The sequence below is a fragment of the Luteimonas sp. Soil_C_5 genome (genome assembly GCF_057656615.1).
On record NZ_JBDGKA010000003.1, the window covers coordinates 751,166 to 768,349 of the forward strand.

10 protein-coding genes and 1 tRNA gene are annotated in these 17,184 nt (G+C 68.7%); 3 read left to right on the forward strand and 8 right to left on the reverse strand.

What is annotated here, in order from left to right:
* The 3 genes from AC3A5K_RS11800 to AC3A5K_RS11810 all read left to right on the forward strand — a co-directional run bounded on the left by AC3A5K_RS11800 (position 1) and on the right by AC3A5K_RS11810 (position 5,435).
* Positions 1-582: a DUF4126 domain-containing protein gene (locus AC3A5K_RS11800; protein WP_487617710.1), complete on the forward strand. Its 582-nt coding sequence runs from the start codon at positions 1-3 to the stop codon at positions 580-582.
* 86 nt (positions 583-668) lie between these two features.
* Positions 669-2,510 (forward strand): EAL domain-containing protein, encoded by a 1,842-nt coding sequence (locus tag AC3A5K_RS11805; protein ID WP_487617711.1) that lies wholly within the window; start codon positions 669-671, stop codon positions 2,508-2,510.
* A gap of 6 nt (positions 2,511-2,516) precedes the next feature.
* Positions 2,517-5,435, forward strand: a complete 2,919-nt coding sequence (locus AC3A5K_RS11810; RefSeq protein ID WP_487617712.1) for an ATP-binding protein — start codon at positions 2,517-2,519, stop codon at positions 5,433-5,435.
* Positions 5,436-5,483: 48 nt separating this feature from the next.
* Here the strand turns inward: AC3A5K_RS11810 and bfr are convergent, their stop codons facing one another.
* The 8 genes from bfr to AC3A5K_RS11850 form a co-directional block, all read right to left on the reverse strand.
* Positions 5,484-5,957, reverse strand: a complete 474-nt coding sequence (gene bfr, locus AC3A5K_RS11815) for a bacterioferritin (protein WP_487617713.1) — start codon at positions 5,955-5,957, stop codon at positions 5,484-5,486.
* A 123-nt stretch (positions 5,958-6,080) separates the two neighbouring features.
* Positions 6,081-6,293 carry a (2Fe-2S)-binding protein gene (locus tag AC3A5K_RS11820; RefSeq protein WP_487617714.1) on the reverse strand — a complete coding sequence of 71 codons (213 nt, stop codon included), beginning with the start codon at positions 6,291-6,293 and terminating at the stop codon, positions 6,081-6,083.
* A 70-nt stretch (positions 6,294-6,363) separates the two neighbouring features.
* Positions 6,364-6,957 carry an RNA pyrophosphohydrolase gene (locus AC3A5K_RS11825; RefSeq protein ID WP_487617715.1) on the reverse strand — a complete coding sequence of 198 codons (594 nt, stop codon included), beginning with the start codon at positions 6,955-6,957 and terminating at the stop codon, positions 6,364-6,366.
* Positions 6,958-7,248: 291 nt separating this feature from the next.
* Positions 7,249-11,085 carry an FAD-dependent oxidoreductase gene (locus tag AC3A5K_RS11830; RefSeq protein WP_487617716.1) on the reverse strand — a complete coding sequence of 1,279 codons (3,837 nt, stop codon included), beginning with the start codon at positions 11,083-11,085 and terminating at the stop codon, positions 7,249-7,251.
* A gap of 751 nt (positions 11,086-11,836) precedes the next feature.
* Positions 11,837-11,913: transfer RNA gene (locus AC3A5K_RS11835), tRNA-Met, on the reverse strand.
* Positions 11,914-12,025: 112 nt separating this feature from the next.
* Entirely contained in the window at positions 12,026-14,164 is a 2,139-nt protein-coding gene (locus tag AC3A5K_RS11840) for a S9 family peptidase (protein ID WP_487617717.1), read from the reverse strand.
* 139 nt (positions 14,165-14,303) lie between these two features.
* Positions 14,304-16,412 carry a prolyl oligopeptidase family serine peptidase gene (locus tag AC3A5K_RS11845; RefSeq protein ID WP_487617718.1) on the reverse strand — a complete coding sequence of 703 codons (2,109 nt, stop codon included), beginning with the start codon at positions 16,410-16,412 and terminating at the stop codon, positions 14,304-14,306.
* A gap of 112 nt (positions 16,413-16,524) precedes the next feature.
* Positions 16,525-16,890 (reverse strand): hypothetical protein, encoded by a 366-nt coding sequence (locus AC3A5K_RS11850; RefSeq protein ID WP_487617719.1) that lies wholly within the window; start codon positions 16,888-16,890, stop codon positions 16,525-16,527.
* Positions 16,891-17,184: the final 294 nt, after the last annotated feature.

Below are 17,184 nucleotides of genomic sequence, written 5' to 3' on the forward strand. Positions count from 1 at the left end.
ATGTCCGAAGCCCATCTGTTTGCGGTCGGCGTGCTGCTTGCGTGGCTCGCCGGCGTGCGGGTGTACTTGACCGTCTTCGGCGTCGGCATCGCCGGCGTGTTCGGCTGGATCGACCTGCCGCCCGCACTCGACGCGGCCGCCTCGCCCTGGGTGCTCGGGGTGTCCGGGGGCCTGGCGCTGGTGGAATTCTTCGCCGACAAGATTCCCGGCGTCGATTCGGGCTGGGATCTGCTGCAGACGCTGGCGCGCGTGCCGGCCGGCGCCTTCCTCGCCGCGGCCGCGTTGTCGCCGGACGGCGAACTGGGCGCGGGCATGCTGGCCACCGGCGCCGGTGTCGCGCTGACCAGCCACGCGCTGAAGGCCGGTTCGAGACTGCTGCTCAACGCCTCGCCGGAGCCGGTCAGCAACGTGGTCGTCTCGACCGCCGAGGACGGCCTGGCGATCGGTGCCCTGGGACTGGCGCTGGTCTCGCCGTGGCTGGCGCTCGGCCTGGTGCTGGCGGTCGGACTGGCTGCGCTGTGGGGGCTGGTGTGGGCCTGGCGTCGGCTGGCGCGCCTGCGCCCGCGACGCGCTCCGGTCTGATGCCTGTCGGCAGGCGCTTCGCGGCGACGGATCCCGGCAACGGGTAAAGTTGCCCGTCTGCCCTCCTCGCGTCACAGTCCCCCTCTATGTCCGATGCCGACAGCCGACACCGCGCCGAATTCCCGCCGACCGCGTACTGGCGGCGCTGGGCGGCCGATGCCGGTCAGCCCACCCTGCCCGCCGACCCGGCCGCCGCCGTACAGGCCGATACGCCGTCGGCAACGTCCGCGGCACCAGGCACGCACGCCGGCCCGGGGGCCGCTGCAACGCCGGAACCCGCGCATCGCGTGCTGATCGTCGAGGATGATCCGAGCCAGGCCCTGTTCGCCGAAAGCGTGCTCAACGGTGCCGGCTTCGAAGCCCGCGTGGTCATGGTCGCCGGCGAGTTCCTGGTGACGGCGGCCGAATTCCAGCCCGCGCTGGTGCTGATGGATCTGCACATGCCCGGCATGGACGGCGCCGAGCTGACCACCCTGCTGCGCCAGCAGCCGGCGCTTGCGCACATCCCGGTGGTGTTCCTGACCGGCGACGAGGATCCCGAGCGCCAGTTCGAGGTGATGGAAGTCGGCGCCGACGATTTCCTCACCAAGCCGGTGCGGCCGCGCCATCTGGTGGCGGCGGTGCAGAACCGCATCAAGCGCGCCCGCGCCCTGCAGCAGATGCCGGATCCGGGACGTCATCCGGTCACCGGACTCAACAGCCGGCTGCAGCTGCTGCAGCGGCTGGCCGATGCGATTCCGGCGCAGCCGTCCGGCGCGCTCGGCTTCATCGAGATCGAGGGCATCACCGCCCTGCGCGACCGCTACGGCTACGCCGGGCTGGAAACCATCCTCACCGACGCCGGCCGGCACCTGCGCCAGCTGGTCGGCGACGCGCCGGCGACGCGACTCAACGACAACACCTTCCTGGTGTACGCACCCGACGTCGCACGCACCGCGCTCGACGGCTGGGCGCGCAGCCTGCGCGACGGCATCGGCAGCCACCCCTTTCCGCTGGGCGACCAGCACATCCGCCTGCGCGCCCTGGTGGGCTACGCGGATCTGGTCCACGGCTACGACGATCCCGGCAGTGCGCTGGCCTCGGCCGAGCAGGCGCTGCGCGAATCGCGCGGCACGCCAGTCGGCATCGCGGTGCATCTGCCGGTGGCGGCGCCCGTGGCCGGCGGGGTGCAGGATTCGTTCTCCAACGACCTGCGCGATGCGCTGGCCGAAAACCGCATCGAACTCGCGTTCCAGCCCATCGTCGCCGTGGCCGGCGGCGACGAGGCCCAGTACCAGACCCTGCTGCGCCTGCGCGGCCGCGACGGCGAACTGCATTCCGCGGCGCGCATCCTGCCTGCCGCCGAAAGCGCGGGCCTGCTGCACGACATCGACCGCCGCGTGCTCGAACTCGCCCTGGCGACCCTGGTCGAGCGCAGCAAGCGCGGCGGCGCGATGCGCCTGTTCGTGTCGCAGTCCTCGCGCAGTCTGATCCAGCCCGGCTACGCGGACTGGCTGCTGGAACAGATCGAAGCGTCCGGCATCGGCGGCGCGTCGCTGGTGATCGACGTGCGCCAGGACGATGCGCTGATCCACGCACTGTCGCTGCAGGAGTTCTGTGCGCGCATGGTGCCGGCGGGCGTGCAGCTGTGCCTGGGCCAGTACGCGGCCGGCGACGAAGCCGACGCCCTGCTCGCCCAACTGCCGCTGGGTTTCGTGCGGCTGGCCGCGCGCTACTCGCGCCAGCTCGACGAGCCCAAGGTGCGCGACGAGATGCGCGGCGCCGTGGAACGCGCCCATCGCCTGGGCCTGCAGGTCATCGGCCAGCAGGTCGAGGACCCGCAGGCCGCCGCCACGCTGTGGATGAGCGGCATCGACTACATCCAGGGCAACCTGGTCCAGCGCGTCGCCGATGCGCTGGACTTCGACTTCCATCACTCGGTCCTCTGACTCCCCATGATCATCCGTCGGCGTCCGTCCGCCCTGATGCTGCGTTGGCTGGCACTGGGGGCCGCGGCGGGCGCGGCGCTCACGATGCTGCTGGAAACCCTCGGCCTGGCCGGGCCCTGGCAGGCGGTGGCGCTGGTGCTCGCGCTGCTGGCGGTCTTCGCCTCGATCGCGGTGAGCGTGCGGCTGCACCAGGGCGTGCGCGAGCTGGAGGCCGCCGACGAGCGGCTGCGCCAGGACGAACTGGCGCTGGGTGAACTGCAGCGCGAACTGGAAGAGCGCACCAAGCTGGAACTCGAACTGCGCCAGGCCAAGAACGCGGCCGAATCGGCGGTGATGGCCAAGGGCGAGTTCCTGGCCACGATGAGCCACGAGATCCGCACGCCGCTCAATGGCATCACGCCGATGCTGGACCTGCTGATGCATGCGCCGCTGGCGCCGGACCACGCCGAGCTGGTGCGCACGGCTTTTCTGTCGTCGCAGCAGATGCAGCGCATCGTCGACGACATCCTCGATTACTCGAAGCTCGAGTCCGACAAGCTGGAACTCGAGACCACCGGCTTCCACCTGCGCGAGCTGCTCGACGGCGTGACCCAGCTGATGGAGCGGCCTGCGCAGAGCAAGGGTCTGCGCATCGGGCTGCAGGTCGATCCCGCGGTGCGGCTGCCGGTGCGCGGCGACCCGGTGCGGCTGCGCCAGGTGCTGGGCAACCTGATCAGCAATGCGGTGAAATTCACCGAACGCGGCAGCATCCTGATCTCGGTGCGTCGGCTGGGCGAGACCGCCGGCCAGCATCAGCTGCGCTTCGAAGTCCGCGACACCGGCATCGGCATTCCGCAGCAGGCGCAGTCACGGCTGTTCCAGGCCTTCAGCCAGGCGGATGCGTCCACCACGCGCCTGTACGGCGGCACCGGACTGGGTCTGGCGATCTCGCGCCGCATCGTCGAACTGATGGGCGGCCGCATCGGCGTGGAATCGGAGCCCGGCGCGGGCGCCACGTTCTGGTTCGAGATTCCGTTGCTCAAGGCCCAGGGCGACATGCCGGTAGACGACGCCACGCCACGCGCCGGTCGTGCGCTGCTGCTCAGCGCCGATCCACGCCTGCGCCTGCGCCTGAGCATGCTGCTGCCCAACTGGGGCCTGCGCGTCACTGCGGTGGAAACCACCCAGGAAGCGCTCGACCGCCTGCGCACCGCGGCCAGCCAGGGCGCCCCGTGGGCCTACACCATCGTGGTCGCCGATCTGTCCGGCATGCGCAACACGGCGCTCGCGCTGTATCGCAACCTGACCCGGCAGGCGGCCTACGGACAACTGCGCCTGGTCTGCCTGTACGGCGACGAGCCGGTGGCCGAGGAGCTGCGCGATGGCGCCACGCTGCTGAGCCGCCAGGCGCCGGACGCGGACCTGCGCGAGGCCGTCCTCGACCTGCCGCCCGTGACCCGTACCGGCGCATCGGCAGATCTCGCAGGTGAGCAGACGCCGGTGGCCAACCCCGAAGCTCCTGGCCCCGCACCTGCACAGCCCGCGCGCCCGGCCCCGCCGGCGACCGCTGGCGAACCCCGTCCGCAGCGCACGGGCGCACCGCGCAAGCCGCGGGTGCTGCTGGTCGAAGACAACCCGGTCAACCTGATGGTCGGCCAGCGCCTGCTGTCGGTCCTCGGCATCAACTGCGACACCGCCAGCAACGGCGAGGCCGCGCTGCTGAAGATCGCCGACGCGCGCTACGACATCGTGCTGATGGATTGCCAGATGCCGGTCATGGACGGCTACACCGCCACCCGGCGCTGGCGCGAGCACGAAGCCGCGGTCGCGGACGGCCGCCACCTGCCGATCATCGCGATGACCGCCAACGCGATGGCCGGCGACCGGCAGAAGTGCCTGGACGCCGGCATGGACGATTACCTCGCCAAGCCGGTGACCCGCAACGAACTGGAGCGCTGCCTGCAGCGCTGGTGGGATCCGGACACCACCCCCGCCGACTACGAGCAGCTGGAAGCGCTCGACGCTGCCGGCTCGTCCACGGCGTTCGAGGCGTCCTCGGGGTTCGATGCAGCTACGGCGATGGATGCAGCGACGGGGGATGTCGAAAGCGTTCCCGCGCCCGCTGCAGCACCGGCAGGCGTCGAGGAGCACGCGGCCGCGGCGTGGGGCGAGATTCCTGCAGCGCCGGTGCTGTCAGACGTCAAGCAGATCGCTGCGGCCACGCCGCCCGCTACGACGCCCGCATTCGAGACGCCGGCCAGCATCGAAGGACCGCCGGCGACGCAGCCGATGCCGGTCGTCGACGCCTACCGGCCACCGGACGCCCCGCCACGACCTGCCGTCGCCGATCACGTCCCGGCCGCGATGCCGCCCGTGCAGCCGGGCGAAGACGCCACGATTGCGCCACCGTCCGCACATGCACCCGCACCCGGCGACGCACGGCCGCCCGTTTCCACCCCAGTGCCCGCCACGCCGTCACCGGCGCCTGCAGCATCGACACCCGTTGCCCCCGCGCCACCTGCCGACCCGCCGGTACAGACCGCGGCGCTGTCGCACGCTGCGCCGCCGTCCGCCGCACGCGCAGACGAGCCGCTGCCGCTGGTCATCGATCATGAAGTGCTGGAGGATCTGCGCGCCCTGCTGGGTGACGAGGTCGATCGTCTGGTCGACCTGTTCCTCGAAGACACGCCGCGGCTGCTGGCGGCGCTGGAGAATGCGGTCGACGGACCGGATTACGCGGCACTGCGCGAAGCCGCGCATTCGCTGAAATCGTCGAGCGCCAACCTGGGCGCGATGTCGCTGTCGGCCGCGGCCCGGCGGATCGAACTGGGCGCGCGCGAACGCAATATCGAACGGCCTGCGGTCGCGGTGGCCCTGGCCACCAACGAGTTTGCCCGCGTGCGTCGACTGCTGCGCGAACTGCGCCCGCAACCCGCGACGCCCTGATCGTGCGAACGCGGCGCGTGGTCGTCCACGCGCCGCCGGTCGAGGACCTCAGTCCTCGTCGATCTGGCTCTGCAGATAGTTTTCCTCGCCGACGCGGACGATCAGGTCGAGCTGGGTTTCGAGCCAGTCGACGTGTTCTTCCTCGTTGGCCAGGATGTCCGACAGCAGCTTGCGACTGACGAAGTCACCGACCTGCTCGCAATGCGCGATGCCTTCGCGCAACACCGGCAGACCGTCGAGTTCGAGCGCGAGATCGCATTCGAGAATTTCGCGCGGCGTCTCGCCGATGCGCAGCTTGCCCAGCGCCTGGAAGTTCGGCAGCCCCTCGAGAAACAGGATGCGCTCCGACAGCACGTCGGCATGCTTCATCTCCTCGATCGACTCCTTGTACTCGTGCTTGGCGAGCACGTTGAGCCCCCAGTTCTTCAGCATCTTGGCGTGCAGGAAGTACTGGTTGATCGCGGTGAGTTCGTTGTACAGCGCCTGGTTGAGGAACCGGAGGACCTGCGCGTCGCCTTTCATCGGCGTTATTCCTGAGACTGCGGACGCGGCCACTGTAGCGACTCGTCCGTCCCGATGACGGAACGCGAATCGTGCGCATATTCAAAGGCGGACCCGCGCCTGGCGCGGGTGAATCGCGGCCGGTCAGGCGGCGGTGGCGATCAGCGGCAGGTCGATCGTCGGCAGCGCGGCGCGTGCGTGATAGGCGTCGAGCAGGTCGGCGGCCATGTCCATGCAGCTGCCGCAGGTCGCGCCGCAGCCGGTGCGCATGGTCAGTTCCGAGACTTCGCGGCACCCGTTGGCGGCCGCCTGGCGGATCTGGGAGTCGGTGACGCCGTTACAGATGCAGACGAACAAGACGGGAATCCTGCGGAGCGGACTTGCGCCATTTCGCCAGAAACGAGAATCACTGTCAAATGAGAAGTATTCAGCTTAAGCCGTCGGAATCCCGCGCCCGTCCAGTCTGACCGGGCCGCTGCCGGCGTTGCGGACGTCGGCCACGCGGGCGTGCCTCGACGATCGGTTGCGGGACCGCCTGCATCCCGGCCACCTGGCGTGCCAGCGGCGCCAGATGCCGCAGGGCACTGGTGTAGACGCCGCGCTTGAACACGACCACGTGCTCGAGCGGATACCAGAAATCGACCCAGCGCCAGTGGTCGAACTCGGGCTTCTCGGTCAGATCGAGGCGCAGATGGGTTTCCTCGCCAACGAACTGCAGCAGGAACCAGACCTGCTTCTGGCCGATGCACACCAGCCGGTCGTTGCGACGGATCGCACGCTGCGGCAGCCGGTAGCGCAGCCAACCGGGCGTTTCGCCGAGTACGGCGACATGCTCGGGCAGCAGCCCGGTTTCCTCGCGCAATTCGCGGTACATCGCCTCGCGCGGCGTCTCGTCGGTGTTCATCCCGCCCTGCGGGAACTGCCAGCCGTCACGCCGCACGCGACGCGCCCAGAACACGCGGCCGTCGGGATGCATCAACACGATGCCGACATTGGGTCTGAACCCGTCCGGATCGATCACGATGCGGACTCCTAAATGCGATTGACTTGCGTCACTGGCTTCGACTCTGCCACGGGTCCAGTGCAGCGACAAGCGCGCGTGATGAGGGCGCCGAGGATGAACGCGAGCCACGCGCCGTCGGCGCACGGCACCGCGGTGCAGCGCGCGTTGTCGCGTACCCGGCGGAGCAGCGCCTGCAACCTGACGGATGCCGCAGAGACGACAGTACGTCGCTACGCCCGAACGGGGTCGTCCAGCCGTACCGGTCACGTCACCCGTGCGTGGCGTCACCGCCACGCACGTCGCCCGCACTCAGGCGTGGCCGATGCCCGCGACCTTCTGCCTGCGCAGCGTTTCCGCGGCGCGCTTGCCGGCCAGGAATGCGTGGTCGGAGTTGTAGTACTCCCACTCGCTGTAGCGCCCCGCCAGCACGATGCCCTTGCCGGCCAGCCACTGGCGGATCAGCGCGACGTTCTCCGCCCGCGCGTGGTCGTAGATGACATAGGCATAGGGCATGTCGACAACGTTGGCCGTCAGCACACGGTCGTCGGCGCGCAGCATGCCGACCTCGATGCATTCGGCGATGCAGCGGTCGATCAGGCCCTGGTCGTCGCAGGGCAGCGGCTTGGTCGGCGAATAGGTGATCTCGCAGGTCAGGCCGAACCCGCCCGGCGGGTTGTTGCCGGGACTGGCATTGCCCTGCACGAAGATGCGGTGGAAGACCGTCTGCTCCGGGTAGTAGATCCAGTGCTTGTCGGTGATGTCCGCGCGCCCGATGCCGAGATTGACGCAGCGCACCGACACATGCCGCAGCCCGGCCGCGGCATCACGCACGGCCTGCGGCGCCTGCGCACCGATCAGGCGGACCAGCTCCGGCAACGGCAGCGTGCTGACCATCGTGGTGTAGGCCAGCGTGCGCCCGTCGGAGAAACGCGCGGTCCGCGTGTCCGGTTGCAATGCGACCAGGCGGGTCGACAGCACCAGGTCGCCTTCGAGATGCGGCAGGAAGCCGTCCATCAGCGCCTGGAACCCGCCCTGCTTCGGATAGCCGAAGCGCGCGTTGGGGCCGACCGGCTTCGAGACCGGTCGCAGGGCGCCGTCGATCATTTCCTCCAGATCCGGCAGCGGCACGCGGCCGCCGAGCCACGAGGTTTCCATCTCGTGCAGCGGCACCGTCCACAGCTTGAGGTTGTAGGGCACCGCGAAATGCTTCGCCACGCCCGCGCCCCAGACCTCGTAGATGAACTCCTCGAAGTTGCGCGGCGCGCGTCGCGGCGACAGCGCGGTCACCGCGTCGCTGCTGTGGTCCTTGACGTCGCCGGACGCGGTTCCGGGCAGCACCGCGCCGTCGGCGCAGCAGTCGTCGAGGCGCGCGGCCGCGGCGGGCTCGGCGCGTCGTGGGCCGGCCGGGACCGCGCTGCCGTCGATCGCGCCGAAGCGCGCCTCGATCGCGCCGACGATGCATTCCTTCAGCACATCGGTCGGCAGACCGTACAGCGCGCCCTGGAACGGATACCGGGTGTGCACGCCCTTGCTGTAGACCCAGGCCTCGCGGTCCTGCCAGTGCAGGTTGTCGCCGAGCAGCTTCTCGTACAGCGCCAACACGTCGGCATCGCGCGAGAACATGATGTGCCCGGCGTAGTCGAACACGAAGCCTTGGTCGTCGATCGAGCGGCACCAGCCGCCGACGGTGTCGTTGGCCTCGATCAGCACGCTGCCCGCGCCATAGTGCAGCGCCGCCGACAGGCCGGTGGGACCTGCGCCGAGAATCAGGCATTCGACCGGATGCTCGCGCGCGGCGCGCGCCAGTGCGGCGGCCGGCAGCTCGACCACGTGACCGCCCGCCAGATACGAACGCGCCTGCGGGCGCAGGCCTTCGACCTGCGCGGTCCTGACTTCACGCGCGACCACGCCGGCGGCGCGCTCCCACGAGGTCGCTTCAACCAGATGCCGCTGCCGGACCAGACGCTGTTCGCGTTGCCCCGCATTCTCGGCCAGCGCGGCACGGCACGCGGCGATAAACGCATCCGCATCCTCGGCCAGCGCGACGCCGGCCGCGTACAGGCGACGCACATCGGCGATGCCGGTACTGACCACGGGCTTGCCCGCGGACATGTATTCCAGGGTCTTGGTCGGGCTGATGAAGCAGGTCGATTCGTTGAGCGCGAACGGCATCAGACAGACATCCCACGCGGCCAGCACGTCGGGCAGGTCGTCGTAGTCCTGCTGCGGGAGGTAATGCAGGTTGGCGCGCTGCGGCAGCGTCGCCGGATCGATCTTGACTACCGGGCCGAGAATGCAGATCTGCCAGTCCGGATCGGCGTCGGCCAGCCGCGCCAGCAGGTCGAGATCGAGACGTTCGTCGATCACGCCGTAATAGCCCAGGCGTGGATGCGCGATCGCGTCGAACAGGCGGCTCACGACCTGGGCCTCGCCACGCGGTGCGAAATGCACGGCGTCGACGCTGCTCGGCAGTGCATGCACGTTGGCGTTCGATGCGCGCTTGGCGTCGTAAAGCGATGGCCCGCCGGTGAACACGACGTTGGCGATTTCCAGCAGGGTCTTCTCGCGCCGCAGCAGCTGCGGCGGCGCGCCGCGGAACGCGCTGAGTTCGTCCATGCAGTCGTAGACGATCACTTCGGGCGTCAGACCGCCCAGCAAGGGCAACGCCATCGGCGTGTACATCCAGACGCCGTAGCGTTCGATGCCCTGCGCGTCGAGGTAGTCGCGCAGCAACGCACCGACCGGTTCGAACTGGCTGTCGTCGAAGCCGTGTCCCGCGGCGCGGGTATGCGGCTGGAGCACGGTCACGCCCGGCGCCGGCGAGGTCACCGACAGCGACGGCATGCCGTACACGGGCTCCTCGACGAACAGGATGTTCCAGTGGGCGGCCAGGCGGGCCAGCAAGTGCTGGGGACGCTGGTAGACAAAATTCCAGCGCAGATGCGAGAAGACGATCAAGGTGTCCATGGTGCTCCGGAAGCTGCATGACGGCGGTGCATCCGCGCGTTGCATGTCGTGTTGCGCAAGCGCGAGTGCCTGCGCGTAATCGGGGTCGAGACGGCGCTGCAGGCTGTCGGGCTGCACATGCCAGAGGCCGCTGCGATGCCAGTGTTCGGGACGTTCCCAGTCGGGCCGGTCGAGCGCGGGATACAGGCAGATGCCGTCGATGCGGGCGCCGTGCGCGCGTGCGCGCCGGACGTCGCCGGCCACGTCGTCGAGCCACGGCCCTCGGTTGCCGTCGGTATGGCTGGTCTCGCTGACCAGGATCGGCCGACCGTAGCGGGCGTGCACGTCCAGCAGCAGGTCCGACAGCGGGCGGCGCTGCGGATCGGCGGGCCAGTCCAGCGTGCGTCCGGTATCCCACTCCCACTGGTTGTGCGGGTAGTAATTCACGCCGACCAGATCCAGATGGCGCGGCGATCCGCCCAGCTGCGGTTCCAGCCGGCCGGCCAGCATGTCCCAGGCCTGGTACTGGAATTCCCGCGCCTGCGCGGCCTCGGCAGCGGTCGCGGATGACGCCGGCACCACGTGGATCAGCGGATCGACCGCCAGAATCCGCGCGCGCGGGTCGGCGGCATGGATCGCATCGATGGCGGCGATCGACGCGCGCACCAGCTGCATCTTCAGCGGATACCCATCCCAGGCGCGGTCGCCCAGATGCGGATGCATCAGACCGGTTTCGCAGACCGCCCAGGCCAGGAACGAGATTTCGTTGACCGGCGTGTACACCGGCGGCCGGCCGTCGGCGTAGTAAGGCGCGAGGTACTGCGCCAGCGCATGCGCATACGCAGCGAAGCGTTCGACGAAGGTGGGCGAAAAGATGTCCAGTCCGGCCGGCATGCCGTAATGGAAAAAGCTCCACAGCACCTGGACACCCTGCGCACGGGCGGCGCGTTCGCGCAGGCCGACATCCGTGAAGTCATAGCGCCCGTCGCGCTCGATCGAGCGCCAGCCCGCGCTCTCGCGCGCCGTGCGCAATCCCAGCCGCGCCAGACGGCGATAGTCGCCCGCAGCGTCTGCCAGATGTCCGGTCGATGCGTTCATGCACAGCGCCTGCGCGCTGCCGTTGATGTGATCGGCGCCTTCGAAGCCCGCCTGCCAGAAACTGGCGAACGGCGAATCCGGACGTGGTGTCGGCGCCGTCATCACGACGCTGCCGGCCGCGACACGTGAGCGGCCACGGGGTCCACGCAATCTCGGCACACGCATGCCATGGGGCACGAAGCTCCTCGGCGACAATCGCCCTGGCCCGCGTTGCGTTCCGTATCGACATGTACGGACTGATCGACGTGACACCCATCGATCGCTGCCAGTCATACGCGGGTGAGCCACGCTGCGCGCGGGCCCGGCGGGGCCCTGTGAACGCTGCAACGCAAAATCCCCTCCGCGATGCATCCGCTGCACGGCGGCCTGTGCGGCACCGAACTTCCGCGCGGACCCGCGTCGGCGCGTCGGGCGCGCGCCGGACGAAATCCACGCCTGCGCTTCAGGATCGATCCGCTGCGCTGGCGGCGCGAGGCGGCGGCAACACACGGTTCGACGATGTTGCGAGATCTGCTAACGCGGCTGCAATTCAGGCTTTGCGGGGGCAGGACGGCGCGCGTCTGCGGATGGATACGAGCTCCCCGCATGCGCAATCTGTCGCCCACCAAAGTCATTGCGTTGCACGCGCACGTCTTCGGAGTGCGCGCGATGCGTGGCGGAGGGCGGCATGCGCGCCGGCCAAGTACCTTCCGGCCTGCGCCTTGCAGCTGCCGCTGCAGATGCGTCGCGGTGCGTGCACCCTCGATCAGGCAGCCAGACCGACGTGCCGCGTTCTGCGCAATCGCACGGCCTTACGCGCCGTTTCCGGCGCGTCCGCGCACAAAAAAGCCCCGCGCTGGCGGGGCTTTTCGTGTGGTGGCTATGGGTGGACTCGAACCACCGACCCCGTCATTATGAGTGACGTGCTCTAACCAGCTGAGCTACATAGCCATCGGGCCGCGCGGAAGTTTCCGCGACGAGCCGCGCATTCTGCTACTCCGCGCCGCCCGCGTCAATCCATGGCGGGAGCGCCGGATCGGCGCCCCCGCTCCCGATGCGGCACTCAGCGCGCGGCCGGCGCCGCGTCGAGCCCCAGCTGGTCGAGCATGAAGGCATACATCTCCGCCGATTCGCGGTAGCGACGGAAACGACCCGATTTGCCGCCGTGACCCGCTTCCATGTTCGTGCGGAACACAACCGGATGCGCGCCGGTGTTGAGATCGCGCAGCTTGGCCACGTACTTCGCCGGCTCCCAGTACTGGACCTGCGAATCCCACAGGCCGGTGCCGACGAACATCGCCGGATAGGCCTTGGCTTCGAGGTTGTCGTAGGGCGAGTAGCCGAGGATGTAGTCGTAGTAGCGCTTCTCTTCCGGGTTGCCCCACTCGTCGTACTCGTTGGTGGTCAGCGGAATGCTCGGATCGAGCATCGTCGTGACCACGTCGACGAACGGCACCTGCGACAGGATCGCGCGGTACTTCTCCGGCGCCATGTTCGAGATCGCGCCCATCAGCAGACCGCCGGCGCTGCCGCCGTAGGCCGCGACGCGATCGGGGGCCGCATAACCCTGCTTCACCAGATCGTCGGTGACGTCGATGAAGTCGGTGAAGGTGTTGATCTTGTTGAGCAGCTTGCCGTCGTCGTACCAGGCGCGGCCCATCTCTTCGCCGCCGCGGATGTGCGCGATGGCGTAGACCATGCCGCGGTCGAGCAGGCTGACGTTGGTGACGGAGAAGCCCGGATCCATCGACGCGCCGTAGCTGCCGTAGCCGTACTGCAGCAGCGCCGCGGTGCCGTTCTTCTCGAAACCCTTGCGGTAGACCAGCGACACCGGGATGCGCTTGCCGTCGCGCGCCGTCGTCCACACGCGCTCGGTGACGTAGTTCGACGGCTCGTAACCGATCACCGCCTGCTGCTTGAGCTGGCGACGCTCGCCGGTCTGCGTGTTGACCTCGAAGGTCGTCGCCGGCGTGGTCAGCGAGGTGTAGCCGTAACGCAGCCAGTCGGTGTCGGGCTCGGAGTTCACCGCCAGACCCATCGCATACGCAGGCTCGTCGGCCTGCACGAATTCATCGCTGCCGTCGGTCTTGAGCACACGCACGCGGGTCAGCGCTTCGGCGCGTTCCTCGATCGCGGTGAAGCCGTCGAACAGCTCGTAGCCTTCGATGTAGACGTCGCCACGATGCGGCACGAAGTCGGTCCACTGACGGCGCGAGGTCGCATCACTGGGCGCAGTGACGAGCTTGAAGTTCGTCGCCTTGTCGGCGTTGGTGCGGATCACCCAGCGGCCACCGTAATGATCGGCGTCGTATTCGACGTCGCGCGCGCGCGGCGCGAGCACGGCGAACGTCTCGGGATTGTCGGCCGGCGCGTAGCGCGTTTCGCTCGACACGGTGCTGCCGACGCCGATGACGATGTACCTGTCGTCGCGCGTGCGGTCGATGCCCATGTAGAAGCTGTCGTCCTTCTCCTCGTACACCAGCACGTCATCGGCGACCGGCGCGCCGAGCACGTGCTTCTTCACGCGCACGGTCAGCAGGGTCTCGGGATCGTTCTCGACGTAGAACAGGGTCTTGTTGTCATCGGCCCAGACCAGGTTCGCCGACACGCCGGTGATGACGTCCGGATAGACCTCACCGGTTTCGAGATTCTTGAAGCGCACCGTGTACTGGCGACGGCCATTGGTGTCATCGGCGTAGGCGAGGATGCGGTTGTCGCGGGTCACATCCCAGTCGCCGACCGCGTAATAGTCCTTGCCGTCGGCCAGCTGGTTGACGTCGAGCATGACCTGCTCGCCGCTGAAGTCGCCCTTCGCGTTCGCAGCCTGGATCGACAGCGCATCGACACCGGCGCCATCGGCGCGGCGCGCGTGCACCGGATAGTCCTTGCCGGTCTCGAAGCGCGAGTAGTACCAGAAACCGCGATCGCGGTACGGCACCGAGCTGTCGTCCTGCTGGATGCGGCCGACGATCTCGTCGTACAGCGTGTTCTCGACCGGCTTCAGCGACGTGAGCATCGCGTCGGCGTAGGCGTTCTCGGCGTTGAGATAGGCCAGCATCGCCGGGTCTTCGCGCTTGTCGTCGCGCAGCCAGTAGTAGACGTCCTCGCGCGACGCGCCATGCGGCGCGGTGACGGTATGCGGGCGCTGTTCGGCGTCGGGCGGGACCGGCGCGGCGGCGTGTGCGGCAGGAGAAACACTCATCAGGCTCAGGCTCGTCAGAAACGGCGCGGCCAGAAACAGGGCCGCGCGGGGGAAAGATGTCTTCATAGGTGGGTCCACTCGCTGCCGATGCAACGCTGAAAAGAACACCGGCCGCGAGAGCGGCCGGTGCAGGATGGAATCACTTGCCCAGTTGCTGCCACAGGAACGTCAGGTAGAGCGCGTCCATGTGCGCGGCCTGGCGGTTGTTCGCAGCGCCGCCGTGGCCACCTTCGATGTTCTCGTAGTAACGCACGTCCTTACCGGCTTCGGACATCTTCGCCATCATCTTGCGGGCGTGGCCGGGGTGGACGCGGTCGTCGCGGGTCGAGGTCAGGATCAGCGTCGGCGGATAGTCCTTCGCCGGATCGAACAGGTGGTAGGGCGAGAAGGTGCGGATGAATTCCCACTCTTCCGGCTTGTCCGGATTGCCGTACTCGGCCATCCAAGACGCACCCGCCAGCAGCTGGTGATAGCGCTGCATGTCGAGCAGCGGTACCTGGATCACGACCGCGCCGAACAGCTCCGGATACTGCGTGAGCATGTTGCCGGTCAGCAGACCGCCGTTGCTGCCGCCGCGGATGCCCAGGTGCGCGGGCGACGTGATCTTGCGCTGGATCATGTCCTGCGCGACCGCGGCGAAGTCCTCGTAGGCCTTGTGGCGGTTCTGCTTGAGCGCCGCCTGGTGCCAGCGCGGACCGTACTCGCCACCGCCGCGGATGTTGGCGACCGCGTACACGCCGCCCTTCTCCAGCCAGCCCTTGCCGACGCCGCCCGAGTAGCCTGGGGTCAGCGAGATCTCGAAACCGCCGTAGCCGTAGAGCAGCGTCGGATTGCTGCCGTCGAGCTGCATGTCCTTCGGACGCACGAGGAAGTACGGCACGCGCGTGCCGTCCTTGGACGTGGCGAAGTGCTGCTCGACTTCATGCGTGCTGGCGTCGAAGAACGCCGGCATGGTCTTGAGCGTTTCCGGCGCGGCATTGCCGCCCACCTCGGCCAGCATCAGCGTGCTCGGCGTCAGGTAGTCGGTGACCGTCATCCACACCGCGTCGGACTCGTCGCTGTCGACGGCGCTGACCGCGACGGTGCCGAGTTCCGGCACGCCGGCCAGGGCGCTGTGCGCCCAGCCATCCGCACCCGGCGTCAGCACGGTGAGCTTGTTCTTGACGTCCTCGAGCACGTTGAGGACGAGGTGGTTCTTGGTCCATGTCGCGCCGGCGAGCGAGGTGGTCTCGCTCGGCTCGAACAGCACGTCGAACTCGCGCTTGCCGCCCATGAAGGCATCGAAGTTCGCTGCGAGCAGTGAGCCGGCCGGATACGTGCGGCCGCCCACTTCCCAGGCTTCGCGCAGTTCCAGCATCAGCCAGTCGTGGTGGACGGACTTGTTGGCCGAGTTCGGCGCATCGATCTTGGTCAACTGCCCATCGGCGCCGCGCAGGTAGAGCTCGTCGTTGTAGAAGGCCAGCGTGCGGCTGACGAAATCACGCTGGAAGCCCGGCGTGTCGTCGTGCATCGCAGCGATGTACATGTCGTCCGGCTTGCCTTCGTAGACCAGCGTGGCCTGGTCCATCGACTGGCCGCGCGCGAGCTGCTTGACGATGCGCGGGTAGCCGGAAGAAGTGAGCGAGCCGTCGCCGAAATCGGTGTAGACGTAGACGTTGTCCTGATCGATCCAGCCCAGCGCGCCCTTGGCTTCCTCGCGGAAGAAGCCGCCGTCGACCCAGGACTTGGATGCGACGTCGAACTCGCGCGTGACGTCGGCATCGGCGCCGCCGCGCGACAGCGCGATCAGGCAGCGCGTGTAGGCCGGACGCAGACAGCTGGCGCCGTGCCACACCCAGTTCTCGCCCTCGGCGGCGTTGAGCGCGTCGAGGTCCAGCACGGTCTCCCACTTCGGCTGCGGCTTGCGGTATTCCTCGAGCGTGGTGCGGCGCCAGATGCCGCGCTCGTGGTTCCGGTCGCGCCAGAAGTTGTAGTACCACTCGCCCTGCTTGTAGACGGCCGGAATCTTGTCGTCGGAGTCGTAGATGCCCAGCAGATCGGATTCGAGCTGCTTGAACTCGGGCGTCGCCGCCAGCTCGGCTTCGGACTGGGCGTTCTGCGCGCGGACCCAGTCCAGCGCCTTCTCGTCGGTGACGGCTTCGAGCCACTGGTGGGGATCGGACACGGCGGCCTCCTGGGCAGATGCGGCGCCCATCGACAGGCCGGCGGCGACGGCCGCGGCGAGGCAGAGCTTGGACAGTTGGGACATGGCGACTCCGAAGGGCGCATGGCGGATAGCCGGCAACGCTAGCACGCAGCTCCCGCGCGGACCCCATGACCAAAGTCACTGGTGCATCGCCCCAGCTGACAGGAATCCGGGCTCAGCGCAGGCCGTGCAGCAGGCCGGCGGCGGCCATCGCCGCGCGGACGGCGAGTCCGGCCCGACGGGGCCGCGCCGGGCGCCGCCTCGCCTGCACCGAAACGCCTGGCCCACGCCGCCGCGGCATCGCTGACGAGGCCCGGCCGCGGCGGCGTGGCAGGCGAAGCAGTTGAAGGGTGACCCACGCCACGGCCGGCAGGCCGAGCAGCCACATCGGCGGCCAGCCGACCGCGCTGGTGCCGGTGCGCAGACCGGGGAACGAGAGCAGCGCGATGGCGCCCAGGAACAAGGCACCGGCCAGCAGCGCGCGCAGCGCGGCATCGGCAGGGATATCGGCATCGGGCGAGGCATGGGCGATACGGGACATCTGCGCAGCTCCTGTGGACGCGGTGATCGATGGCCCGGGTGGGCATGGCCGCAGTCTGTGCGGCGTGCATCTCATGGGCTGCGACCCTGCCTCGCTTCGGGTTTCTTTGTTTCCCGATCGGCTCTGATCCGGCTTTGGCTTTGGCTATGGCTTTGGCTATGGCTCCGGCTTCGGCTTCGGCTTCGGCTTCGGCTTCGGCTTTCAGCCTTTGATGTATCGAGCCGTAAAGCGAGCCGAGCATCGCAGGGCGGCGGGGCCGTAGAGCAGCCCATGTCTGAGCGCAGCGAGTTTGGG